The following is a 22,719-nucleotide window of genomic DNA, read 5'->3' as shown; positions in this document are numbered from 1 at the left end:
AACAGGCAAGGAAGCCGGGCAAGCGCTCGGCTTTTTTGTTTTCAAAAATTGGAGGAATGACGATGATTTTGCTCGACGGAAAAGCACTTTCGGAAACAATCAAGGACGAACTTCGCACCGAAGTCTCCAAACACATCGCCAATGGCCAACGTCCGCCACATTTGGTGGCGATCTTGGTCGGCGAAAATCCTGCGAGTCAGACCTACGTCGCCAACAAGGTCCGCGCCTGCGAATTTGTCGGCTACCGCAGTACTGAGCTGCGGTATGATGCAAGCCTCTCCGAAAAATTCCTCCTTAAAAAACTTCAAGCACTCAACGAAGACCCTGAAGTCGACGGCATTTTGGTGCAATTGCCCTTGCCGGAGCAGATTTCGGCGACGAAGGTGATCGAGACGATTTCCCCGCTCAAGGACGTCGATGGCTTTCACCCGATCAACATCGGGCGGATGGCCAAGAATCTGCATGCGCCGCTACCGGCGACGCCGGCGGGTATTCTCGAGATACTCAAACGTTACAAGATCGAAACCCAAGGCAAACACGTGGTGATGGTCGGCAACAGCAATATTGTCGGTTCGCCGATGAGCATTTTGATGGGCCGCGACACATATCCGGGGCGATCAACCGTGACGACCTGCCACATTTACACGCAGGGGCTCGCCAATTTCACGCGTCAAGCCGACATTTTGATTGTGGCGACGGGTGTCGTCGGATTGATCAAGGCCGACATGGTCAAAGAGGGTGCCGTCGTGATCGACGTAGGCATCAACCGGGTAGCTGATCCGAATGCAAAAAAGGGCCACAAGATCGTCGGCGACGTGGATTTTGAAGGCGTTGCGCCCAAATGCAGCTACATCACGCCCGTGCCTGGCGGCGTGGGTCCGATGACCATTGCGTCCTTGTTGCAAAATACGATGATGCTGTATTTGGAGCATTTGGAGCGGTAGGGGGAGGCAGATATCTATTGTCACATTTCTACAACAAATCACTATGTTGTAAACATTCTACAACAAATAGTCTTATTGTAATTTTACCACAATAACTTGAATTGTTGTCAATATTTTACAATATTTGTTCAAGTTGTCATTTTTGGACAATGAATCAATTTGAAGGAAATGTCAAGAACGGTAAATACATCCTTGCGTCAACAATCATCTTTGCCTTTGCTTGCTCCGAATTCAACATTGGATTCACATTCAAACACCTTTATCATCTTGATGGCTGACGTAATTGGAAGCAGCAAGATGGTGAAGGCTGAACTGGAGATCTTCTTTGATGTCGTCGAAGAGGTCAACAGTCGCCATGAAAAAGAACTTGTTTCCATGCTCACGGTAACTTTGGGGGATGAGTTTCAAGCCGTTGTCAAGGATATCAGGTCACTAATCGCAATTATTATCGATCTTGAAGAATCATTGCTCAGGCGAAATTCCAGCATTCTTCTGCGGTACGTGGCGTATCGTGGAGCCATCGATTCGACGATACACCATCAACGTGCACATGCAATGGTCGGTTCTGGACTTACAAATGCGCGCAAAAGACTGGAGTTATTGAACAAGAGCGAATTCAGATTCGATATCAACTTGGGAGATCCCTTGTTCGATATGCGGTTACAGAAGACCTTGGTCGTTTGGGGCAGTTTCCTCGAGCATTGGAAAGAAAAGGAAAAACACATGCAATTTGCTCCGTTATTTCTCGAAAATGGTGATTACAAAGCTGTTGCTCTATCGATTCATGCTGACAGAGGAAATGTTTGGCGAATGGAAAAAAGCCTTAGATTTAAAGAATATTTAGCCCAAAGAGACCTTTTGCAAATGATCACAACCTAAAAAATGGACCGTCTGATTCCTATTTTACTATTCGCAATCATTTACGGTATTGGTGAAATTCTGGCGAATTGGCTACTTTTTCCTTGGCTCATGCGTCGGTATTTACCACCTATCGTTGCGATGCAACCTGAAAAGGAAGAAGTCCAAGACGATCTGCAGCAAGAAGATCCTGAGGAAGATGCCGCAAAAGCAACGCATCAGCGCGAGGTGAAGGCACGTCTCAAGGGGCTTCTGGAGCGTTTAGTCCTTTTTCTTGGTTTGGCAGCTGGGATCGATCAAGTTCTAACGCTTTTCAGTGCGCTGAAACTCGGAACTCATTTTCTGCAAAAGGACCTGAAAGAAACCGATAGTGAAAAAATTTCCAAAGACTATTTCCTGATAGGGAACTTGCTTTCTGTGCTGCTTTCCTTGATTTACTTAGTTTTGTGGAAGCTTTTTGCTGACGTCCTCCCTTGGCAGGTGGTGTTCACTGCATTCGGCTGCAATTGAAACTTCGTCCACTTTCAGAATTCCCATGCCCTCCTCCCCCATTCATCTTCATACCATCTACCGCTCCAATGAGCAGTTTCATGTGCGTTTTGTCAATGGCGAACGCAAGGAGGAGCCCTACTATTTGTATTACCTTTTCCGGGCGGATGGGGTTTGGATCAGCAAGACAGAAGAGGATCCGCGGCTTTCGGAGGATGAATTTTGGGACGAAATCGACGAAGCCTACGTCACCGACGATCCTGACCACGACGAACCGATGACCGAAGACGACGAATTGTTTTACCAAGTCGGCACCTACGAAATCAAAAACGAAACGGTCTATCTCACCTGGCGGAATACGCATTTGGAGGAAAAAAAGCGCACTTGGTACTTCCGCATTCGCAGTGCAGACCTGCTCGAAACCGATTTTGAGGAGGTTATTTTGCAACCCATTTCGACCAGAGAACACTGATTTGAGCCCTTGTATTCAGAAATTAAATTTTGTAGTTTGGGGAATAATCCTTGAACATGCAAAATATAAGCACACTTTATCAGGATTTAGACCAAGTTGCTGCCAACGCAGCACCGCAGTACGCCAAGGCCTCGCCATTCCCGCATATTGTATTTCATGACTTCTTTGATACAGATATGCTGTCGGCGGTTGCAGAGGTTTTCCCCGACCTCCGCAAGAAAAACACCCACAGCTTCAACAATGCCAACGAAGTCAAGATGGCAAACAACAAGGTGCATGAAATGCCTGACAAGTTGCGCGATTTCATGTATTACATGAATTCTCGTCCGATGCTGGAATTTCTATCCAAATTAACGGGAATACCCAATTTGATATCCGACCCTTTGTTTATCGGTGGCGGTTGCCATGAAATTTTACCGGGAGGCCTCCTGAAGATCCATGCGGATTTTAATACGCATCCCAGCTACGGCCTCGATCGACGTTTGAATGTGCTCGTTTATTTGAACAAGGATTGGGAAGAAAGCTATGGCGGGCATTTTGAACTGTGGGACACTGAGATGAAGGCGTGCCGCGTGAAGGTCCTTCCGACATTCAATACCATGGCCATGTTTAGTACCACGAGCAATTCCTACCACGGCCATCCAGATCCATTAACTTGCCCCGAAGGACGCAGCAGAAGGTCTCTTGCATTCTATTATTATACCAATGGAAGACCATCCAATGAAATCGATCCTGAAAAAGGTGAGCATTCAACGCTATTTGTCGGTCGCAATGCCAAAAACGACTCCCACCTGAAACAATCATCGTTCAAGCGCTTCTTGAAGAACATTACGCCGCCGATTTTCATAAAACTCGCACGCAAGCTTCGTTAGGCCGCCCACTATCGCCGAAGCTGCTACTCGGTCGACCGATCGGGTATTCCTGCTAGTGGAATCAAGGCCAATTTTTGAATTCGCAGCGCAGCTGAACGCTACACCCGTTTGGCAAAAATGCCTGTATCCGCTTTCGAGGAAGTCCTCCAGCATCCTTGGGTTCATCCATCCGGAACATCCGCCCCAATTTCTGCACTCTTTTCTGGACAGGCCTAAATCGTTGCATGTCTGCTTTTGCATACAAGCCCACTTGGCACGCGCATTCAAAACAGCGATTCAAGCCGAATTTAGCCCATTTTTCAGGGGATGTTCTTTGGCACCGAACTTGAATCCATACCAATAGATTTTACCATTAAATTTTAAGATTATGAAACTCCGGTACTTGATGCTCGCCCTCCTCACCCTGACGACTGCCACCGCGCTGACTGCCCAGACGATGACAGCTTCCAACGTGGCAGCCAAGACCCGCACTGCCCGGAATGTGATCAAGGATGTGCGCAACAAAAACATCGGTCGTGCAACAACGACCGTGCTCGCCGACCGCGACGTGGCACGCCACGTCAAAATCGACAAGGACCTGCAATCCAGGGTCACCGACCCCAAGTTTGTGACTGACCTGCGCAAAGCGCCGGCTGAAATTCGCAGGAACCCGATGGCCTTTGCCACCAAGCATGAAAAAACGGTCCGTGAACTGAAAAAACACCGCCCCAAGTGGCTCGGTGGCAAAAGCAAAAAGCGCACGACCCGCAAAAAATAGTAGCCTGTCTTTTCCACCCTTCCAAAAGCCGTCTGTTTTGCAGGCGGCTTTTTTGTTTTATTCCCCTTCACCTCCCGAAATTGCCGCTGAATATCTACCTCCAAGATGGAAATAGAGACCCCAAGGCTGCTACTCCGCGAATACCAACTCGATGATTGGGAGGCAGTGCATGCCTACAGTTCCGATGCGGATGCCCTGAAATTTGAGGCTTGGGGACCCAATTCGGTCGTACAATCCAAAGCCTACGTGCAGGCCGCCATGGACCATGCCCATGAAAAACGCCGGTCAAGAATCGAATTGGTCGTCTGCCTCAAGGAAACGGGCCAGGTGATCGGCGCCTGCGGATTCTTATTGAATGAACGCAGAAAAGGCCTTGCAACGCTCGGCTACACCTTCAACCGGCAATTTTGGGGCAAGGGTTATGCCACCGAAGCCGCCCAAGGCATGGTGGAACTGGCACGAACCATCGTTGGAATTCATACGGTTTTTGCAGCCTGCGACAGCCAAAACATCGCTTCCCAAAAGGTGCTTCACCACTGCGGACTCGAACCCGTCGGCATGTTGGCCGAACTCGAAATGGTCAAAGGCCGTTTTCGGGATATGATTTACTACGAATTGTTTCTCTGAGTCTGCAACCGCTCAAACAAAGGATTCGATCACTTCCTCGGACTTGCTATTGCTGAAAATCTTGGGCAGAAAACGTCCCACACGCCGTTTGTAGATGGCGTACCGCGGATATTTTTGGCTGGAAATCCCTTCGCTGAAGTCAGAACTTCCTTGAAAGAGGAGCAACAAAAGAATGGCCCCAGCCACCGACCAATTGAACCAGCGGCCAGTAGCGGCCACGGAGAAAAAGTAGAATATGACCCAAATGGCTTGTTCGGCGGTGTAATTGGGGTGGCGCATCCATTTCCAGAGGCCACGGTAGGCAAATCCCAGGGAATATTCGCCCGTGAGTTTTTCGCCAGCCTTTTTGCGGCGGTGCTTTTCGTTTTGGTAGTCCCATTGCTGCTGATCGGCCACCGTTTCCATCACCAAGGCGGCGATAAACAAGGCGGCAAGCAAGTAATCTGCCCAAAATAATGCCTTTTCGGCGCCATCGAGTGCAACGAGAATCGGCAAGGTAAACAGCAAAATCAGCCCGTTTTGATAGAGCGAAATGAAAAACAAATTGAAGAAAAACCACCTTGTGCGGCCTTGAAGCAAGGGCATTTTGCGCAGCACTTCCCAGCGATAATCCTCCTCGCCGGTCCAGAATTTCCAGGTATATGCGCCGCGGCGCGAGAAATTATAGGTCAGGCGGGCGCCCCAAAGCGTAACCAAAACAGCCATCAGAATGGCACGATCGCCCAAACCACCGGCCACGGCAATGTACCATACGTAGGCAATCGGCACGATGCTCCAGATTTTGTCGACCTGTGAACAGTTGCGGGTGATTTCGGCAAGGGCAAAACAGCCCAAAGCGACGCCCAGGTAGATCAGCAGTGAATTTTGGAGAATGGCCCAATGCGCATCCGACAAGGGGGCATCAAAATAGAACGTCGCCAAGGGAACGGCCACCAAGGCGGCTATCAACAACACAATCGTCTTCAACATATTTTCAACGCTTTTGGCATCCCTGAGGGACGCTGGGCCCAAATATAGGCGAAATGTACTTTGCAGCGACCAATCGGGCCGTTGTCAAAGGCTATTTACCGTCAAACTTCCATCCGCTTGAAGATGAAGGATGCGGCCATCATCATGATCACAGTGAATACCACCGTCAAACCATAGGTAACACCTTGCACCCAGTCAATCGGAATGAGGGCAGCGAGCATGGGGATGAACATAACGTACTGACCGATAAACCAGACGAGCATCACAGCAATAATGACCGTCTTGGAGATCATTCCAATGAGAATTCCCGCTGCAGTTGACACCAGAATCACTCCAATCGCTGCCAATGTCGAATCCAGAATCGATTCCAACAGCAGCGGACTAAGTTCGACACCGCGGATCAAGTCCAGCAGCAATCCCCCGAGCAGTGCAAAAACGACGGCAACGGAAACGCAGAAACTCACGGCAAAAAACTTTGCCCACATGAAACTGCCGCGATTGATGGGCCGGATGAGGAAAAGGTCGTAGACTTTTTTGTTCTTTTCATTCACGATTTCGATGCTCACCAACGTGGCTGCCAAGAGCCCTGCGATACTCGAAAGGGTCACCGACAGAAATGCCGATGCCGGAATGACGAATTTTTCGTCGGAGAGCGTTTGCAGGGGCAGGCCGCTTGGCAGCAAATAATAGAGTCCAATGCCCATGAGCGGCATTCCGACCCACATGGCCAACATGATCGAGGATTTGGCGAATCCTTTCAATTCATCGAGAAACAGGAGCCAAGTCATGCTCTTGGGCATGCTCGAACCGGAGGTTGTGGTTGCAGTGCTCATTTTTCGAGGTTGATGGTGGTGGAAGGCGTGGCAGAATTGGAGGAGGAAGGCGATTCGCTGGCTGGAATGATGGGTGTAGTTTCAGCAGAACCGGATTCGGTGAATCGCTTGTACAACTCATCGAGCGTCGGAGCCTGCTCGGTCACCCTGCGAATACGTCCGTTTTGTGAAAGGGATTGGGCGACAGCCTGATGGATGCTCGCGTCCAAATTGGCCTCATTGTCCATTTCGAGGATCCAATAGCTGCTGCTGCGTTGCTTGACGGCCTTCACAAATGGCAAGCTGCCGAGAAATCCAGTGGAATCAGGCAACTGCGAATAGTCAAGGTGCACCTCTTTGTTGATGCCAAAATGCGCTACCAATTCCGCCATGTTGCCGGCTTTGAGCATCCGGCCCTTTTTGATGATGCCGATGCGGTCGGCGACGTTTTGCACGTCGTCCAGGATGTGTGAGGAGAAGATCACGGTGGTGCCTTCCGCGCGCATCGCGAGGATTTGCTCACGCAGGCGAATGCGACTTTCCGGATCAAGGCCGTTGAGCGGTTCGTCGAGCACAAGCAATTTGGGCTTGTGCAACATCGCCTGCACAAAGCCGACCTTCTGTTTCATGCCGCCCGAGAGCTTTTTGATCTTTTTGTGCCGCACATCGCCCAACTCAAACCGCTCCAAGAGCGCTGGAATTCTGATTTTGAGGTCATTGACGGAGACACCACTGAGTCTCCCGAAGGTCATCAAGGCATGATCGACGGTGCGCCAAGGCTGATACTCCGGATCCTGCGGCAGGTAGCCCACAAGTTTATGGAGTTTCTGAAGGTCACGCGGCAGCGTCAAGTCGCCGACGTGAATTGCGCCTTCAAACTGCATCAACAGGCCGACAAGCAGCTTCAATGTGGTGGTCTTCCCAGCCCCATTGGGGCCGATGTAGCCAAAGATTTCGCCTTCATTCACCGAAAAAGTCACATCCTCCAACGCTTGGAAGGATTTGTACTTTTTGGCAACGTGTTCAAACTGAACGAGGGGTTGTGGCATTTCGCATTTCTGATTTCGGCCCAAAAATAGTTCAACATTCACCCTATTAGTAGTGTTTCAGCGAATCTTATTACAACCGACCTGCAATTTATTTTCAAGGATATTTCAATCGATGTTGAAGGAAGCCTGCGTCCGCCATACAATGGTTTGCCACAACCGCAATTGCGAGATGATCACATACCCAAAAATGTCATTTGCTTGAGGAATGGGGGGAATTCGATTAAATTGCCCAAGAAATGAAAGCATACGTGAAAACTTCTTGGGAATCGCTCCCACGCGCATTATTCTATTTTCTGTCTGGTTTAAGCATTCTTCTTGCTGGCACAGGCTGCCACGCGCTTTCCAAAGCCGAGCGGGAAATGTGCCAACAATCCCCTCAGGCTCTATGTACAGGCGTCGTAAAGGCCTACAAAGCCCAAGATCTTGATGCTTTTTGCGACCTCGCTGTCGGTTATGCCGACTTGAAAGACATGATGAGCAAGGTGAAGGTTCCTGCCTCTGCCAAACGGGAATCCCTTTCCAAAATGGGCGCAAACGGCTACAAGAAAATGGTCCAAGACAGCCTGCAAACGATTCTGAAAACATCCCCGATCGAATGGTCAAAAGCCTCGTTTGAAAAATTCGAACCTTCCCGTAACCCGGTCGAGATTGCTACCGGCTACAAAATGCTGCTCGGGAAAATGCACATTCAACAAGGGGAATTGCACTTTGTGCAGGCGATCACCATTGTAGAGGCGGGAAAGAACAAGTATTTCATGGGTGACTTTTCACCGATCGAACCATTGAAGTAATCGCAGCGGTTAACAACCGCGGGCACCTGAATTCCGTATCGAGCAGGGTAGCTTCGGTCCCATGCAACGAAAAATAAGACTTCTCCTGCTGAGCATTTGCCTTTTGATCGGGCTTGGATCGGCATGGATTCATTTTCATCGCATTGATCTTCAGGTGAATGAAACCCTGAAGACTGCCGAGGATGAGCGACATGACTGGGTCATTTCTCCCGATTTTGGTTTAATCAAGGAAAAACTGATTGAAACTCACCGCGACCATTGGGTTGCAGTAAAAAAAGATGAGCGCTTGGCTCGTTGGGAATTTGGGGGAATGCTTGCCATCGCCACAATTGCTATCTCGCTGATTTTCATGGAAATATATCAACCAAAAAAGTCCTCCTAGCGTTTGTAAGGTGCTTTTTGGGCAATATTTGGATCAAACAAAGTTTTTTCTCCGAATTGTCAATGTGCTAGAAATTTTCCTACTTTGCTGTTGGGACTGTACACTTGTTGGGGACTGGGATGGAAAAGTTGGATCCATTCCTCGGTAACTTTTTATCAAAAACTGATCCGGCCGATTGCCGTACCCCTAGTTTAGTAATGTTGGCGAGACTGTTCAACCTCAAGAGAACTTCGGTTTCTCCCTTTTCGGCGCTGAATCGCGAATTAGAAGCGATCGGTTCCGAAGTGAGGGTGCATGACCGAACAATCTCATTCCGCAACCGACACTGCCAAGTGTTTGGTCGCTACCTCGATTTCTGGGAAAACGGCATGAAGTGGCTAGGTGTCGACGACATTCGTGACGAACGTGTACGCGCGATCCTGATCCACTTTTGGCTTGAATTACGTTTGAACAGCGAAGAAATTGAGCGTCGGGTTCCTGGCATTCAGTTTCCCGAAAGCCGCAAAAAAATTGAAGAAGGCGAAGCCTCCTTTTTGGACTGGTATTGGAAGAATCTCATGAAACGCGGTGACCGTCGCTTTGGAAAGCTCATTGAGCTTTTTGCAAGCGATGAACGCACGCGGAATCTCATGTCTTTTACGCGCTTGAGAGACTTTGCATTCAGCAATCGCATTCCACCAAAGGACAGCAGTTCGATGTTGCCTTTTGTGCGGATCACCGATGACTTTGACTTCGAAGTACATGTAAACATGGGCATCGTTGACGACGAGGATGACGCGCAGCCACGCCGCATCCTCGGCAAAGGAAACGCCAAACAAGTATTTGAAATGGTCTTGAATTACCTCCCTCCCAATATCGGGATGGCTAGGTATGAATGGTACGAGGAAGACTCTGCCGCATAAAAACAGAAAACGAAAGGGGCGCTACGATCATCCGATGTTAGCGCCCCTTTCATTTAAACCCAACCCACAATCACTCCCACTCCGACAATGCAGGGCGATAAGCCATCATTCCGCACATGCGGTAAAGGATTCGCGCGCCGACACTGCCATCCCATTGGGAACCATCGCGACCGGCATTAACCTCGACGAGGTCGATGCCAATGATTTCCCTGCCACTGAGCCGTACCTGATCGAGCAGAAACATCGTCTGCTCGTAACCGAGCCCACCGCCGACGGGTGTGCCGGTATTGGGACAGAGCCATGGCTCCAATCCGTCAATGTCAAAGCTGAAGTAGACCTTTCCGGGCAAATAGGCAATGATTTCCCTGCAAGTTTCCGCCCATGATTGATTGGCAAAGGCGGCCTTCTGCAAGGCGCGATCGGTAAACACCTTGACCCTGCCCTCAGAACCTTTTGCCAAGTTGATTTCGGCTTCACACATGTCGCGGATGCCCACTTGCACCAAGCGCGTGACATTCTCGATCGCGAGCGCGTTGTACATGATGCTCGCATGGGAATGCTTGAAGCCTTCGTAGGCGTCCCGCAGATCCATGTGCGCGTCAATTTGTAAAATGCCGAATTCACCATGCTTTTTGGAGAGCGCACGCATGAACCCCAGCGGGGTACTATGGTCACCGCCCAGCAGCGCAACCTTCTTGTTCTGCTCCAACAACGCGCCGGCAGCATGCTCGACCCAGTCGTTCATTTCCGCACAGGCGACATTGATCTCGGCCAAGATTTGCGCAGAAACCGGATCTTCATTGGGGTCCTTGCCTTCCTCCTGCATGAGGATGATCGGCTCGGCCATTTCGCGCAGGTGCTGACTTTTGCTGCGCAGGCTCTCGGAAATTGGCAGCATGGCGATGCCATGCTGCCAGATGTTTCCAAGATCTTCGTCGAAGAGGTCAAGTTGCGGGGAGGCCTCCAAGATTGCTTTGGGACCATCCGCGGTTCCTGCCCCATAAGAGACAGTGACGTCCCAGGGCACAGGCAAGACCACGACATCAGCTTCGTCTACCGTAAACGGCAGGCCGAAGAGTTTGCCGGAAGTGTCTCCGGCACCATTGGCGTTGAAGCCGGCAATTTTATCCTTTTTGCTCATCGATCACAGGGCCGTGGAGCAGGTCTTTCACGAAACCGGGAAGCGCAAAGGCTGCACGGTGAATGTCACCGTTGTAGTATTTGAGCTTGTGCTGTGTTGCAAAAGCATCCGCCTTGGCAGCATCAAATCCGTTGAGCGGAGAATAGTTGCCTTTGGAGGAGAAACTGAAGCTCCACATACCGCTCGGATAGGTCGGGATATAGGCCAAATAGCAAGAAACCTTGTCCTGACCGTAGATACCACGGTAGCAGTCAAAAATTTCGCGGAAGACAGCGGTGTTGAAGCGTGGGCTTTCGCTTTGCGTCACCATGAGGCCGTCGTCCTTGAGGATGCGGTGCACGCCGCGGTAGAATTTGTCGGTGAAGAGGCCTTCAGCAGGACCGACAGGGTCGGTCGAGTCGATGATGGCGACGTCAAATGCACCGTCAGGGCAATTGTTGACGTATTCGATGCCGTCGGCGACGTGCAGGGTCAGGCGTGGATTGCCAAACTCAGCCGCGATTTCCGGCAAAAATTCTTTGGAGGCGTCGATGACCATGCCGTCGATTTCGACCATCACGACTTCTTCGACACCCGGGTAGCGGAGCATTTCGCGGGCGACGCCGCCATCACCACCGCCGATCACCAAGACACGCTTGGGGTTGGGGTGCGATTGCATGGCCACGTGGCTGATCATCTCGTGGTAGACATACTCGTCTTTTTCGGTCGTCATGACCATGCCATCGAGGGTCAAGAGGCGACCGTAGGCGTAGGTATCGAAGATTTCGACCTTTTGGAAGTCGCTTTGACCTGCAAAGAGGCGGTCACCCTTGTGGCGGAGGGAGAAAGCTGCGGTTTCGTTGCGCTCGGTAAACCAAACGTTGCGCACGTTTTTCACAGAGGCTGGCACACCGCGGTCAGCGACAAAGCTGTCCACATCGAAGGTGCTTTTGTTGAGCAGACCTTCTTGACCCCGTTGCATTTCCATCGCCGAAGCATGCTTGGCTTGGAAGGCTTCTTTGAGGAATTTGTAGCAATCCCAAGGATCGACTGCGTCACCACAAGTAAACACGTCCACAGCAGCGTAGCCATATTCGGGCCAAGTGTGAATTGCAAGGTGGCTTTCCTGGATCACGACTACACCGGAAACACCAAACGGTGAAAAGTGGTGAAAAGTCGCATTGATCACAGTCGCCTCAGCGTGCTTTGCCGCGCCCACCATGCTGTTTTCAATCAACATGACATCGTTGAGAATGTCAGGATTGCATTCGTAGTACTCGACCAAAATGTGCCTACCAAGTGAATTCATTTTTCTAATCAATGAAAGGGTTAAAAGGTATCCAATGAAGGTGCAAAACAACGCAATTTGAGGGGAAAATAAAAGGATGGAATCCACCCTCGCAGCCATCCACATCAGCACCATATTTTGTGGATGCAGGGCATAGTACGGCAAGGGGTCCAAAATGTTGGTTGCAGGCGGGCTTGGAATCGGCTCATTTTCCTTTTTCCCCTCATTTCCGTTCAAAATGGTCCAAAAGGTGCAGAAAATTTAAAGATTTCTTGTTGCTGCAACCCGGTTGGAGATTATTTGACCGTCAAGCCTGCAGAGAAGTTATCCGCGCACGAAATGCCTCAGACAGATTCCGCCGATTGCTTAACTTGCGGTATGGATCTCCCCATACTCGTCGTCGAAGGGCTCTCGAAGCAATATACCATTAGTCAGCAAGGTCAAGGCTCGATTTTGCAGGATTTTTGGCAAGGTTTGAAGCAGCTTTTCAGCAATCGACAAGTCGATAGCCCCATCGTTTTCGGCACTTCAAGACATCTCTTTTGAGCTCGAAAAAGGAGATGTGCTTGGCATTGTGGGTAGAAACGGTGCTGGCAAAAGTACCTTGTTAAGAATCCTGTCTGAAGTTACCCCACCCACGACTGGCAAGGTGACCTTTCGTGGCACGGTGACTTCCATCTTGGATGTGGGGACGGGATTCCATCCTGACCTCAGCGGACGGCAAAACGTCTACATGAGCGCGGCCATCAACGGAATGGACCGCCAACAGATCAGGGAGCGGTTTGACGAAATCGTCGCCTTCAGCGGCGTTGAGCGTTTTATTGACATGCCCGTCAAGCACTACAGCAGCGGGATGTATATGCGCTTGGCCTTTTCTGTAGCATTCCACAGTCAATCAGATATTTTGCTGCTGGACGAAGTATTGTCCGTTGGCGACGTTGAATTCAGATTGCGTAGTGCACAGAAAATCAAGCAAATTGCCAGGTCGGGAACAACCGTTTTGATCGTGAGCCATGAACTGCCGAGCATCCGCAACCTCTGCAACAAGTGCATGCTCATCGAGGCGGGGAAAATCCGGGCGTTTGGTCCAACCAAGGATATCGTCGACGAATACATGCAACAGTACCTCGACGACATGGTTTTCTTTTACCGCAGTCCCGACAACCCCGATCAGGAACTCACCTCGCGGGTATTGGAGCATGAAAATGTAGCCTTTTTGTCTATGACCATTGGCGCGGGAGGTAAAGCAGTCGATTCGCCGATTTATATGGCCGATGCCGTCGAAATCAAAATCCGGTACCGCAAAAAGACGGACTTCACCAAACTGGAAATTTTGCTCAACATCAACAACTTGGAAAATGTATTGATGAGTGATTGCCGGATTTACCGTGAAGACTTCGAATTTCAACCGATGGAGGCAGGTGAATATGAAACCAAAGTCACCGTGCCGGGAAATCTCTTCTATACCGGAACATTCTATGTGGACCTTTACTTTGGCGACCTGGAAAAATTGCTTCTGGAACTTCCTTGTGTCCAGCGGTTTACCGTCGAAATCACGCCTTGGGAGGTTGGCAAACAATGGAATCAGGGGCAACAGGACTATGCTTTGCGGCCGGCACTAGAATGGGAATTGCGGCGTTTGGACGCTTGAGAATGAAGGAAAACCAAGGCAATCACACCTTGTCGACCATCAATCGCTCTACGCGGTAAAAAAACACGACGCCGACAAAAAAGATCAAAACCATTGGAATCATGCCGTACAGGTATCGCGCGTCGGGCACATCATCCCCGAGCAAGGTCCACCTGAATCCCGCGATGACACCCGCCATCGGATTGGCATACAAAAAGGCTTGATACTTTTCCGGTATGATCGTGGTCGGATAGAAAACCGGGGTGAGCCAAATCGCAAAATTCACCAAATAAGGCAATAAATGGTGGAAGTCGCGGTAGCGACTCGTGAGGGCGCTCAACCAAAGTCCCATTCCGAGACCCACCAGAATATTCAACCCCAAAATCAACGGAAAAAATGCGATCTCCCAGCCGGGAACGTGCCCCCAAATCATCATCAAAATCACCATCAACACCATCGAGATGCAAAAATCAGCCATTCCAGCAAATGTTTTGGCGAGTGGAAGGATGAGTTTTGGAAAATATACCCGTGAGATGAGCTGCTGCGCATTGACCACGGACGTTCCGACATTGGTGATGAGGTACGTAAAAAAGTACCAAGCCACCATGCCGGAGAAAGCAAAAAGGGGATATTCGACCTTGATTTTGCTGTCCAAGGGTACAAGCACACCGAAGAATATTGTAAAAATGGCCAAGGCCATTAAAGGCTTGATCACTGCCCAAAACACCCCCAAAAGGGTTTGCGCATACTGGGCACGGATATCTCGCCAAGCAAACACGCCAATCAATCTGCGGTAAGCCCAGACCCTCCCGAGATAGGTTCTCAACCCTGTACCCTCAGGTTGTATTGTGCGTTCAGTAGACATAACGACAAAGATGCAGAATTTCTCGTTGGGGAATATTTCTCTCCTGTTTGATTGGATTTTCAACGATCCGAAAACCGAAAATCGAGGCAGGATTCAGCGGGAGAAAGCTAAGTTGAGATTCAGGCACCTAGGATAATTGCCTCTTATCCGCTATTTTAGGTCACATGATGCCAATGGTCGCGAATAGCGGAGCTCCGCAAGCGAATGGCCCCAAAAATTAATCGCTGCTTTTTATGAAAGAAGAAGAATATCTCAAACAACGTGTTGATTCCCAACTCGATTGGTACTCGGACAAAGCGAAATTGAATAAGCAATGGTACATCCGACTGGAGGCCGTTGCAATTCTATTGTCGGTATCGATTCCGTTTGTTTCCAATTTTATGACGACAGCAACGCCTTGGGTCAAGCATTGCGTGAGCTTCATGGGGGTCGCGATTGCCGGGATTTCGGGATTCCTTGCGTTGATGAAATACCGTGACAATTGGGTTGAATACCGCACCACCGCCGAATTGCTGCGCCATGAGCGCTACATGTTCCTCACGCGCACAGGCGCTTACGCGGCTGCCAACCGCTTCGACATTTTCGTGCAGACGATTGAAAATCTGCTTTCAAAAGAAGTCGCCAACTGGAAAAATTATCAGTCGATTGCCCCGGAGGTTGCCAATCCGACGATGGCGCAGGCAGAACTAGAGCCTAAGGCAATACAGCCCCCATCGGAAGAATTATCCACCCAAGTGCCAACTCAAGAAGGCAGCAACTTCCCGGAAGACCCGACTTCCACCGAAGGTGCTTGAGAATATGGGCAGCTCGCCTGAGAATGGAGGAACTATCCCCGGATAGATCGCAAATGAATTTTTCTCAGCCTCGGTTACGCCTCAACATCCCCTAAAAACGAAAATGGAGAACCCCAATGAGGATTCTCCATTTTCAATTTTCAATTCTCCATTCTCAATTACTCACCGCCGCCAGATTTCCCAGCATAGATTTTCTCGATTTCAGTGGCATACTTCGTGTAAACCACCTTCCGCTTGATTGACAATTTGGGGGTCAATTCGCCGCCGGCGATGCTGAGCTCGGTAGGCAACAATTCAAATTGCTTGATCATTTCCCATTTGCCGAATCCTTGGTTCAAAACTGCCACTTCAGAAGCGATTTTGGCCTTCACCTTGTCCATGCTCACCACCGCGGCCGGCATATCCTTGTTGAAGTTCATTCCTTCTTCTTTCATCCACGAATACAGATTTTCGAAGTTGGGAACGATCAAAGCGCCCGGGAAATTTTTGCCCTCGCCGACAATGACAACCTGCTCGATGAACGGGGATTCTTTGAGCTTATTTTCAATCACTTGCGGTGCAATGTACTTGCCGCCACTGGTCTTCCACATTTCCTTCTTGCGGTCGGTGATGCGGATGAATCCTTGTGCATCAACCTCTCCGATATCACCGGTATGGAACCAACCTTCTTTGTCCATCACCTCGGCCGTCATTTCAGGCTCCTTGTAGTAGCCCATCATCACGTTCGGACCTTTGTACAGAATTTCGCCGTCTTCGGCAATCTTGACCGTACCACCGTTGATGACCGTACCCACGTAGCCGATTTTCATTTCGCCGGGACCAAAGCCACCGACGGAAATTACCGGCGACGTTTCGGTCAAGCCATAACCCTCGGTCAAGGGCACACCAATGCCATTGTAGAAGTGAAAAAGGCGCACCTGCAAGGCAGCAGACCCGGAAGCGACTGCCAACACGCGATCCAATCCTGCCTTTTTCCGGATCTTGGAGAAGACCATCTTGTCGGCGATCTTCATCTTCATCCCGTAAACAAAACCGCCTTTTCCATCCGGTTCCCACTTTTCAGCGAGCTTGGTTGCCCAGAGGAAGATTTTTTTCTTGAAGCCTTTATTGGCATTGCCGCCTGCCATGACACGGTCAAAGACCTTCTCCAGCAATCGCGGAACGGCTGTAAACACCATCGGACGCACTTCTTTCAAGTTGTCGCCGATTTTGTCCATGCTCTCTGCATAGTAGGTCGAGATGCCCACCGAGAAATACATGTAGTTGATCATCCGCTCAAAAATGTGACTCAGGGGCAAAAAGCTCAGCGCCACATCTCCCTTGCCCACGGGGAGGCGCTCGATCGAAGAGAAAATATTCGCGACGATGTTGTTGTGGGAGAGCATGACGCCCTTGGGCTTGCCAGTCGTCCCGGAGGTGTAAATGATGGTCGCCAAATCCATCGCCTTGATGGTATCCTGAATGGCAGCCAACTGCGCACGACCTTCAGGGCTTACATTTTCCTTGATCTCCTTGTAATTTTTTGCGCCTTTGACCTCGCGGAAGGTATAGAGGTGTTGCAAACTCGGAACCTCAGGTTGGCAGCTCTTGATCTTGTCGTGGAGCTCCTCGCTTTGGCAGAAACAGAGCTTAGCCTCGCAGTGATTCAAGATATAAGCCAAATCCTCCTTGCTCGAGGTCGGATACAACGGAATGACAATGCCGCCCATTTTCTGAATTCCGTGGTCGGCAAACGCCCATTCCACCGAATTTTCTGAAATCAAACCGATTGCATCCCCCTTTTTGAGGCCCAAAGCAAGCAGCCCCAAGGCAATGCTATCCGTGATTTCAATGACTTGTGCAGTCGAATAGGTTTCCCAAATGCCATTGGCTTTGCCCGCCAACGCAGCAGTTTGAGGGAATTTTTCCTGTTGATAAGGGAAAATGTCGAAGAGTCGCTTTACTTCCATCGCGTACAAACGTGATTTTTGAGTTAATTTTAGCCGAACGAAGGTAATATTAACAAAAAAAGCGAAAACCCCATGTTACGTAACCGAGTTTTGAAAGATATTAATACTTTTAAATTTCGAATGATCACTTCCGCCATCAAAAATCAGCCAAAAATGCGGCACTTGATCCGTCCCCTACTTGTCGCGCTCGCGCTCACCTTCGCAATCGCATTGCCTGCTCAGGACAGTGTTTTGACCCGGGCCAAAGTCTTTGCGAAGGATCTGGCTTCGCCAGCGATGTTTGGCCGTGGCTACCAAAAAGAGGGCCATCGCATGGCAGCGGACTACATTGCTGCCCACTTTCAAAGTTTCGGTCTGTATCCGCCGCTCTCCCCTGCCGATCCTTCGAAACCCTATTTTCAGCCGGTACGTGTGTCGATCAACCTGATCGAAGGAGAACAAGCCCTCGTCATCGACGGAAAAACCATGAAAATCGGGCAGGATTACATCGTGCATGAGGCAAGTACACGCTGTAAACTCGAAAATCTCAAAATAAAGGACATCGGCTATGGCTTGCCAGAGCAATTCAACACAAGCCTCAAAGGGTTCGGCCATCCTTTTCCGTAGCGGCCTACCTGAAAACATCGAAAAAGACCCCGAACTCAAGAAAAAATACAGCCAATTTGCCTCTGATGATGCCAAACTGGACTTCGCACATAAGATGAAGGTGTCTGCGGTCGTCATTCTCAAGAAGAAACTCACCGCAAGCCTCAGCCAAATGCCAATTGATCTGCCAGTCGTGGAAGTTTTGGCGGATCGTTTACCCAAAAAGAAGGTCAAAAAGTGCAGCATGACCATCAATACAGGCTTCAAAACCACCCAAAGCCAAAATGTCGCTGCGATGGTCCGTGGAACCACGTTCCCCGATTCGATCATCATTGTTAGCGCCCACTATGACCACCTCGGCACCCAAGGCGAGGCGATTTTTTATGGTGGCAACGACAATGCTTCGGGAACTTCGATGTTGCTGAGTATGGCCGAGCATTTCAGTCTACCGCAAAACAAACCCGCTTTTACGATGCTGTTCATCGCGTTTACGGGCGAAGAGGCGGGACTCGTCGGCTCGCGGCAATACGTGGAGAAGAATCCGCTTTTTCCACTCGCCAATACCAAATTTATCCTGAACCTGGACCTGATGGCCAATGGCGACGAAGGCATCATGGCCGTATGTGGCTTGGATTATCCGACTGATTTTGCCCAATTGCAGGCCTTGAATACGCGGATGAATGCTGTCCCGATCGTCAAAGGACGCCCGAATGCACCCAACAGCGACCACTATTGGTTCGTGAAAAACGGTGTCAAAGGAATGTTTATCTTCACCATGGGTGGCCCACCTCATTACCATGATGTCAACGATACCTTTGAGGAAATGAAATTTTCCAAATATCTGGAGGTGAGGAATTTGCTCATTGAATTTTTGAAGTGGCAGATGACGGGGAAGTAAATAAAAGGTACAAGCTCAAAATGCCAAATGGCAGCAAGAATGCCCGTTGATTGCGCGGGTAAATTGATGGGTTCCTAAAATTTCGAAAGAAAAACCCAAGAATAGCCAGAACTTGCACCAAAATGGCGCTTTTCACTTTTCACTGATAACTTTTCACTTTTCACTCAATTAGATGCTCCCACACATCCTCCTAGAAACTGCCGACATTCCAAATTCGAAGAACAAATTGAAACTCATCCAAACGGGGAAACAGTTTTCCATTTGGATTTCCGGCGACCGTGAAATGGAGCTCATGAACAGCTACGTGCATGGCTCAGAGGAAGCACTTGCTGAAATGGCTTGCACAGTGATCGCACGCCGCAAGGATCCGAATGTCCTGATTGGCGGTATGGGCATGGGATTTACGCTTGCTTCAGCCCTGACGCACCTCCTTCCCAATGCGAAAATCACGCTCGGCGAACTTGTGCCTGCGGTTGTCGAATGGAACCGTGGCGTTTTAGGCGAATTGGCAGGACATCCACTCAAGGACAAACGTGTAAAGGTGGAAATTGGCGATGTAGGCAAGCTCATCCGTGCAGGAGAAGCAACGTACGATGCCATTTTGCTGGATGTCGACAATGGCCCACAGGCCATTACCACTTCGAATAACAATTGGCTCTACTCCTTTCACGGGCTCACAGCCGCGCGTAATGCGCTCAAGCCCAAGGGCATTTTTGCCGTTTGGTCCGTCACCAACGAACCACAATTCACCAATCGCCTCGAAAAATGCGGTTTCAAAGTCACCGTTGAGAAGGTCCGTACGCAAGGCCACAAAGGCAGCCACCATGTTGTATGGCTTGCTGAAAAACGATAATCGACTGAAGTAGGAAGGGGGCGCTAACCACAGCCAATGTGATAGCGCAGCAAAAAACGAAGGGGGCGCTAACCACAGCCAATGTGATAGCGCCCCCTTCGTTAAATCGCAAACTTACTGCACAATGAACCTGACGCTCTGCGTTTCCACAAGGCCTTGTTCGACGCCCTCCACCTTGAGCATGTACATGCCTTTGGAGAGATTGTCAAATTGCATTTCCCAAGTGTTTTCCGACTCGGAGGCCAATTTGGTTTCGCAGCGTACAAGCTTCCCAAACATATCATAGACACAAATCTGGACATGGGCCTCAACTTCGGCAAAGTACTCAAGGGTAAACTTACCGCTGTTGGGGTTTGGATAAAGCATTGGATCCGGCCCTGCTGCGGCCTCGGCTTCGGCTCCAATCTCACCCTTGGCTTGTGGGCCAAGTGTCGTGAACTGGAACAACGCTGAATATGCAGTGGTGCCGCCACCACCCGTACAGGTCGTGCGCACGTGCCATTCGTAGGTTGTATTGGGCAACAGACCCGTGATCACCGTCGAATTGGTCGAAACGTTGCGTGATGTATAAGGGTTGGTGCCCACTCGCCTCCATTGAACGCGGTAAGAAGTCGCGCATGGCACGGCAGTCCAATTCAACGTGGCACCATTGGAAGTGATGTTATCTGCAAATTCGCCCGTAGGAACCTGGCAAGCATTCACCGCTGTGACCACAAAGCTTGCTGTATTCGCGCAACCGAAAGCGTTGGTCACTGTAACAGTGTAGGTACCCGGGGTCGTTACTACCTTGGTAAATGCAGTGCCACCGCCAGACCAAGCGTATGTCGACAAACCAGCCGTTGCAGTCAAAGTCACGGCATTGCCGAAACAAATGATTCCGTTGTTGTTGGCGGTGATATTGACCGTCGGCAGCGGATTCACCGTTACTGTCCGGCTTGCAATTCCTGGACAGCCTGGACCGTTGGTTACCGTCACAGTATAATTGCCGGTAGCATTGACAAGGATGGTGCGCGTTGTGGCGCCGTTGGACCAATTGTAGGAGGCAAAGCCTGCACCTGCATCCAAGGTTACACTTCCGCCAACACAGAATGTCGTCGGCCCAGAAGCAGTAATGACCGGAGTTGGAGAAGGATTCACCGTCACAGCCACAGGAACCGCAAGTGCGATGCAACCATTGTTATTTACCACCGCAAGTCCATAGTAGCCGCTCGTCGTGACCGTGATGCTCTGTGTGGTGGCACTGTTGGACCACATATAGGAATTATAGCCAGCACCGCCGTTCAAAATCACGCTCCCTCCAGAGCAGAACACCGTAGGACCAGAAGGCGTAATTACCGGTGGTGTAATGCCCAAGATCGTCACGATGGAAGAACAAGTGGAGGTATTGCCATAGATATCGGTCACTGTGAGCACAACAACATTTCCGCCATTGTTGGAGCAAGTGAATGCAGTTTGACTGGCAAAGATGGAGTCAATTCCGCAACCGTCGCTGCTTCCATTGTTGATCATGCTCGGCGTGATCGTGAAGTTACCGTTGATACCATTGCTCACAGTGATGTTTTGGCAAACTGCAACCGGAGGCGTAAGATCCACGACCTCAACGCTGAACACACAACTGCTGGTGTTTCCGGCACCATCGACAGCCCTGAATTCATTGATCACCGTACCCAACGGGATCGTTGCACCACTTGGCTGACCCGAAATCTGGAGAAGCGTCGCTCCAGGACAGTTGTCATTCAGCACGACATTGTAATTGATGACGGCAGCACAAATGCCTGAATCTACTGTTTCGATTAGGTTTCCTGGGCAAGTCAATATCGGATTCTCGGTATCCAATACCGTTACTTCAAAGCTGCAAACCGCACTATTACCTGCGCCATCCGTAGCTGTAAACCCGTTAAGGGTCGTTCCAATTGGGAAAGTACCACCACTTACCAATCCAGATGTCTGCACGATGGTGATTCCTGAGCAATCATCGGTTCCAGTAACAGCCGTGTAGCCCACGATTGCGCCACAAATTCCGGGATCATTGGAAACACTGACGTTCAGCGGACAACGAATGGTTGGCGGGGTGATATCCAAGACGGTAACCGTTGCACTGCATGTCGAGGTCAAAGCACCATCGCTTACGGTCAACACGACGTTGGTAACTCCCACGATGAATGGGCCGGCAGGGTTGGTGGTAAATGTCAACGGGTCTCCATTGGGGTCAAAAGAGCCATTGTCGAATGCTTGAGGCACAACACCCCTTTCGCAATTGACATCAGCATTTACCGTTACGTTTTGGCAAATTGCGACCGGCGGCTGATTGCAACCCGTTCCGAGAACTTCGACGGTCGGTGTACAGTGACTGACATTGCCATTTACGTCAGTTACCGCCAAATCCACAGTAATTGTCTGGCCAGCTTGGGCACAGGTGAACGAATTCGGAGTCAGGACATTTGTGGAAATTCCGCAATTGTCTGACGCAGAAACGATGACCTGCGCGGGTGTCACAACAAGTGGTCCAGGCGAAGGTGCGACCTGAATATTTTGGCAAACCAAAACGGGGCCCTCCGTGTCGTTGACGGTCACCGTGAAGGAACAAGTTGCAGTGTTGCCGGAACCGTCGGTGACGGTGAAGCTATTCGAAGTCGTGCCTGAAGGGAAGCTCGATCCGCTTGCCAAACCAGCCGTTTGCGCCAAGTTCGCACCCGCACAGTTGTCATTGAAGCTGACCGAATAAGTCACAATCGCCGCGCATTGGCCGGGATCATTGCTGACGACCACGTTGGCGGGGCAAGTGATTGTTGGGATTTCCGTGTCGTTGACAG

Annotated in this window: 24 protein-coding genes; 16 read left to right on the top strand and 8 right to left on the bottom strand. The window is 50.1% G+C overall.

The features are described from left to right. Window positions 1–62: 62 nt before the first annotated feature. The 7 genes from IPN95_11595 to IPN95_11565 all read left to right on the top strand — a co-directional run bounded on the left by IPN95_11595 (window position 63) and on the right by IPN95_11565 (window position 5,019). On the top strand, window positions 63–944 hold the full coding sequence (locus IPN95_11595) for a bifunctional 5,10-methylenetetrahydrofolate dehydrogenase/5,10-methenyltetrahydrofolate cyclohydrolase (protein MBK9450025.1): 882 nt from the start codon (window positions 63–65) through the stop codon (window positions 942–944). Window positions 945–1,112: 168 nt separating this feature from the next. Continuing rightward, on the top strand, window positions 1,113–1,823 hold the full coding sequence (locus IPN95_11590; protein ID MBK9450024.1) for a hypothetical protein: 711 nt from the start codon (window positions 1,113–1,115) through the stop codon (window positions 1,821–1,823). A 3-nt stretch (window positions 1,824–1,826) separates the two neighbouring features. Then, a complete protein-coding gene (locus IPN95_11585) occupies window positions 1,827–2,312 on the top strand; it encodes a hypothetical protein (protein ID MBK9450023.1) in 486 nt (161 codons plus the stop codon). A gap of 25 nt (window positions 2,313–2,337) precedes the next feature. Next, the gene (locus IPN95_11580) at window positions 2,338–2,763 is read left to right on the top strand and encodes a hypothetical protein (protein ID MBK9450022.1); all 426 of its coding nucleotides are present in this window, start codon (window positions 2,338–2,340) and stop codon (window positions 2,761–2,763) included. 56 nt (window positions 2,764–2,819) lie between these two features. Then, window positions 2,820–3,635, top strand: a complete 816-nt coding sequence (locus IPN95_11575; protein MBK9450021.1) for a 2OG-Fe(II) oxygenase — start codon at window positions 2,820–2,822, stop codon at window positions 3,633–3,635. Between the two features lie 367 nt (window positions 3,636–4,002). Next, window positions 4,003–4,392: a hypothetical protein gene (locus tag IPN95_11570; protein ID MBK9450020.1), complete on the top strand. Its 390-nt coding sequence runs from the start codon at window positions 4,003–4,005 to the stop codon at window positions 4,390–4,392. 105 nt (window positions 4,393–4,497) lie between these two features. Further along, entirely contained in the window at window positions 4,498–5,019 is a 522-nt protein-coding gene (locus IPN95_11565; GenBank protein MBK9450019.1) for a GNAT family N-acetyltransferase, read from the top strand. 12 nt (window positions 5,020–5,031) lie between these two features. Here the strand turns inward: IPN95_11565 and IPN95_11560 are convergent, their stop codons facing one another. The 3 genes from IPN95_11560 to IPN95_11550 all read right to left on the bottom strand — a co-directional run bounded on the left by IPN95_11560 (window position 5,032) and on the right by IPN95_11550 (window position 7,849). Next, window positions 5,032–5,988, bottom strand: coding sequence for a DUF1295 domain-containing protein (locus tag IPN95_11560; protein ID MBK9450018.1), 957 nt, complete (start codon window positions 5,986–5,988; stop codon window positions 5,032–5,034). A gap of 101 nt (window positions 5,989–6,089) precedes the next feature. Continuing rightward, window positions 6,090–6,821 (bottom strand): hypothetical protein, encoded by a 732-nt coding sequence (locus tag IPN95_11555; GenBank protein ID MBK9450017.1) that lies wholly within the window; start codon window positions 6,819–6,821, stop codon window positions 6,090–6,092. Next, the gene (locus IPN95_11550; protein ID MBK9450016.1) at window positions 6,818–7,849 is read right to left on the bottom strand and encodes an ABC transporter ATP-binding protein; all 1,032 of its coding nucleotides are present in this window, start codon (window positions 7,847–7,849) and stop codon (window positions 6,818–6,820) included. The genes IPN95_11555 and IPN95_11550 overlap by 4 nt, the downstream gene beginning before the upstream one ends. A 236-nt stretch (window positions 7,850–8,085) precedes the next feature. On the opposite strand from IPN95_11550, the gene IPN95_11545 reads away from it, so the two are divergent. The 3 genes from IPN95_11545 (at window position 8,086) to IPN95_11535 (ending at window position 9,924) form a co-directional block, all read left to right on the top strand. Continuing rightward, window positions 8,086–8,640 (top strand): hypothetical protein, encoded by a 555-nt coding sequence (locus IPN95_11545; GenBank protein MBK9450015.1) that lies wholly within the window; start codon window positions 8,086–8,088, stop codon window positions 8,638–8,640. A 61-nt stretch (window positions 8,641–8,701) separates the two neighbouring features. Beyond that, window positions 8,702–9,022, top strand: coding sequence for a hypothetical protein (locus tag IPN95_11540; protein MBK9450014.1), 321 nt, complete (start codon window positions 8,702–8,704; stop codon window positions 9,020–9,022). Between the two features lie 332 nt (window positions 9,023–9,354). Next, window positions 9,355–9,924 carry a hypothetical protein gene (locus IPN95_11535; GenBank protein ID MBK9450013.1) on the top strand — a complete coding sequence of 190 codons (570 nt, stop codon included), beginning with the start codon at window positions 9,355–9,357 and terminating at the stop codon, window positions 9,922–9,924. Between the two features lie 70 nt (window positions 9,925–9,994). On the opposite strand, the gene IPN95_11530 is transcribed toward IPN95_11535, so the two are convergent. Continuing rightward, window positions 9,995–11,065: an agmatinase family protein gene (locus tag IPN95_11530; protein ID MBK9450012.1), complete on the bottom strand. Its 1,071-nt coding sequence runs from the start codon at window positions 11,063–11,065 to the stop codon at window positions 9,995–9,997. Next, window positions 11,049–12,353, bottom strand: a complete 1,305-nt coding sequence (gene speE, locus IPN95_11525) for a polyamine aminopropyltransferase (GenBank protein ID MBK9450011.1) — start codon at window positions 12,351–12,353, stop codon at window positions 11,049–11,051. Before speE ends, IPN95_11530 begins: the two co-directional genes overlap by 17 nt. A gap of 357 nt (window positions 12,354–12,710) precedes the next feature. On the opposite strand from speE, the gene IPN95_11520 reads away from it, so the two are divergent. Both IPN95_11520 and IPN95_11515 read left to right on the top strand, forming a co-directional pair. Continuing rightward, a complete protein-coding gene (locus IPN95_11520; GenBank protein ID MBK9450010.1) occupies window positions 12,711–12,878 on the top strand; it encodes a hypothetical protein in 168 nt (55 codons plus the stop codon). A 16-nt stretch (window positions 12,879–12,894) separates the two neighbouring features. Beyond that, the gene (locus tag IPN95_11515; GenBank protein MBK9450009.1) at window positions 12,895–13,983 is read left to right on the top strand and encodes an ABC transporter ATP-binding protein; all 1,089 of its coding nucleotides are present in this window, start codon (window positions 12,895–12,897) and stop codon (window positions 13,981–13,983) included. A gap of 22 nt (window positions 13,984–14,005) precedes the next feature. On the opposite strand, the gene IPN95_11510 is transcribed toward IPN95_11515, so the two are convergent. Continuing rightward, window positions 14,006–14,827 (bottom strand): ABC transporter permease, encoded by an 822-nt coding sequence (locus tag IPN95_11510; GenBank protein MBK9450008.1) that lies wholly within the window; start codon window positions 14,825–14,827, stop codon window positions 14,006–14,008. A gap of 233 nt (window positions 14,828–15,060) precedes the next feature. Here IPN95_11510 and IPN95_11505 point away from each other — a divergent pair, with 233 nt between their 5' ends. Continuing rightward, on the top strand, window positions 15,061–15,621 hold the full coding sequence (locus IPN95_11505) for a DUF4231 domain-containing protein (protein ID MBK9450007.1): 561 nt from the start codon (window positions 15,061–15,063) through the stop codon (window positions 15,619–15,621). A 158-nt stretch (window positions 15,622–15,779) separates the two neighbouring features. Here IPN95_11505 and IPN95_11500 read toward each other — a convergent pair whose 3' ends face one another. Further along, window positions 15,780–17,570, bottom strand: coding sequence for a long-chain fatty acid--CoA ligase (locus tag IPN95_11500; protein ID MBK9450006.1), 1,791 nt, complete (start codon window positions 17,568–17,570; stop codon window positions 15,780–15,782). 120 nt (window positions 17,571–17,690) lie between these two features. Between IPN95_11500 and IPN95_11495 the strand changes: the two genes are divergently transcribed. The 3 genes from IPN95_11495 to IPN95_11485 all read left to right on the top strand — a co-directional run bounded on the left by IPN95_11495 (window position 17,691) and on the right by IPN95_11485 (window position 19,906). Continuing rightward, window positions 17,691–18,176, top strand: coding sequence for a hypothetical protein (locus IPN95_11495; protein ID MBK9450005.1), 486 nt, complete (start codon window positions 17,691–17,693; stop codon window positions 18,174–18,176). Next, on the top strand, window positions 18,118–19,053 hold the full coding sequence (locus tag IPN95_11490) for a M28 family peptidase (GenBank protein ID MBK9450004.1): 936 nt from the start codon (window positions 18,118–18,120) through the stop codon (window positions 19,051–19,053). The genes IPN95_11495 and IPN95_11490 overlap by 59 nt, the downstream gene beginning before the upstream one ends. 172 nt (window positions 19,054–19,225) lie before the next feature. Further along, window positions 19,226–19,906, top strand: a complete 681-nt coding sequence (locus IPN95_11485) for a hypothetical protein (protein ID MBK9450003.1) — start codon at window positions 19,226–19,228, stop codon at window positions 19,904–19,906. A gap of 114 nt (window positions 19,907–20,020) precedes the next feature. On the opposite strand, the gene IPN95_11480 is transcribed toward IPN95_11485, so the two are convergent. Continuing rightward, window positions 20,021–22,675 (bottom strand): HYR domain-containing protein, encoded by a 2,655-nt coding sequence (locus IPN95_11480; protein MBK9450002.1) that lies wholly within the window; start codon window positions 22,673–22,675, stop codon window positions 20,021–20,023. Window positions 22,676–22,719: the final 44 nt, after the last annotated feature.

Source organism: Bacteroidota bacterium, assembly GCA_016718825.1.
GTDB lineage: Bacteria > Bacteroidota > Bacteroidia > J057 > JADKCL01 > JADKCL01.
Note: the sequence above shows the minus strand (reverse complement) of the source record. Positions and strands in the feature narration are given on the sequence as shown.

What these genes read in the sequence shown, in the direction of transcription:
- IPN95_11595 (MBK9450025.1), top strand. Translation starts at nt 63, where the DNA reads ATGATTTTGCTCGACGGAAAAGCACTTTCGGAAACAATCAAGGACGAA.
- IPN95_11590 (MBK9450024.1), top strand. Translation starts at nt 1,113, where the DNA reads ATGTCAAGAACGGTAAATACATCCTTGCGTCAACAATCATCTTTGCCT.
- IPN95_11585 (MBK9450023.1), top strand. Translation starts at nt 1,827, where the DNA reads ATGGACCGTCTGATTCCTATTTTACTATTCGCAATCATTTACGGTATT.
- IPN95_11580 (MBK9450022.1), top strand. Translation starts at nt 2,338, where the DNA reads ATGCCCTCCTCCCCCATTCATCTTCATACCATCTACCGCTCCAATGAG.
- IPN95_11575 (MBK9450021.1), top strand. Translation starts at nt 2,820, where the DNA reads ATGCAAAATATAAGCACACTTTATCAGGATTTAGACCAAGTTGCTGCC.
- IPN95_11570 (MBK9450020.1), top strand. Translation starts at nt 4,003, where the DNA reads ATGAAACTCCGGTACTTGATGCTCGCCCTCCTCACCCTGACGACTGCC.
- IPN95_11565 (MBK9450019.1), top strand. Translation starts at nt 4,498, where the DNA reads ATGGAAATAGAGACCCCAAGGCTGCTACTCCGCGAATACCAACTCGAT.
- IPN95_11560 (MBK9450018.1), bottom strand. Translation starts at nt 5,988, where the DNA reads ATGTTGAAGACGATTGTGTTGTTGATAGCCGCCTTGGTGGCCGTTCCC.
- IPN95_11555 (MBK9450017.1), bottom strand. Translation starts at nt 6,821, where the DNA reads ATGAGCACTGCAACCACAACCTCCGGTTCGAGCATGCCCAAGAGCATG.
- IPN95_11550 (MBK9450016.1), bottom strand. Translation starts at nt 7,849, where the DNA reads ATGCCACAACCCCTCGTTCAGTTTGAACACGTTGCCAAAAAGTACAAA.
- IPN95_11545 (MBK9450015.1), top strand. Translation starts at nt 8,086, where the DNA reads ATGAAAGCATACGTGAAAACTTCTTGGGAATCGCTCCCACGCGCATTA.
- IPN95_11540 (MBK9450014.1), top strand. Translation starts at nt 8,702, where the DNA reads ATGCAACGAAAAATAAGACTTCTCCTGCTGAGCATTTGCCTTTTGATC.
- IPN95_11530 (MBK9450012.1), bottom strand. Translation starts at nt 11,065, where the DNA reads ATGAGCAAAAAGGATAAAATTGCCGGCTTCAACGCCAATGGTGCCGGA.
- speE (MBK9450011.1), bottom strand. Translation starts at nt 12,353, where the DNA reads ATGAATTCACTTGGTAGGCACATTTTGGTCGAGTACTACGAATGCAAT.
- IPN95_11520 (MBK9450010.1), top strand. Translation starts at nt 12,711, where the DNA reads ATGGATCTCCCCATACTCGTCGTCGAAGGGCTCTCGAAGCAATATACC.
- IPN95_11510 (MBK9450008.1), bottom strand. Translation starts at nt 14,827, where the DNA reads ATGTCTACTGAACGCACAATACAACCTGAGGGTACAGGGTTGAGAACC.
- IPN95_11505 (MBK9450007.1), top strand. Translation starts at nt 15,061, where the DNA reads ATGAAAGAAGAAGAATATCTCAAACAACGTGTTGATTCCCAACTCGAT.
- IPN95_11500 (MBK9450006.1), bottom strand. Translation starts at nt 17,570, where the DNA reads ATGGAAGTAAAGCGACTCTTCGACATTTTCCCTTATCAACAGGAAAAA.
- IPN95_11495 (MBK9450005.1), top strand. Translation starts at nt 17,691, where the DNA reads ATGATCACTTCCGCCATCAAAAATCAGCCAAAAATGCGGCACTTGATC.
- IPN95_11490 (MBK9450004.1), top strand. Translation starts at nt 18,118, where the DNA reads ATGGCTTGCCAGAGCAATTCAACACAAGCCTCAAAGGGTTCGGCCATC.
- IPN95_11485 (MBK9450003.1), top strand. Translation starts at nt 19,226, where the DNA reads ATGCTCCCACACATCCTCCTAGAAACTGCCGACATTCCAAATTCGAAG.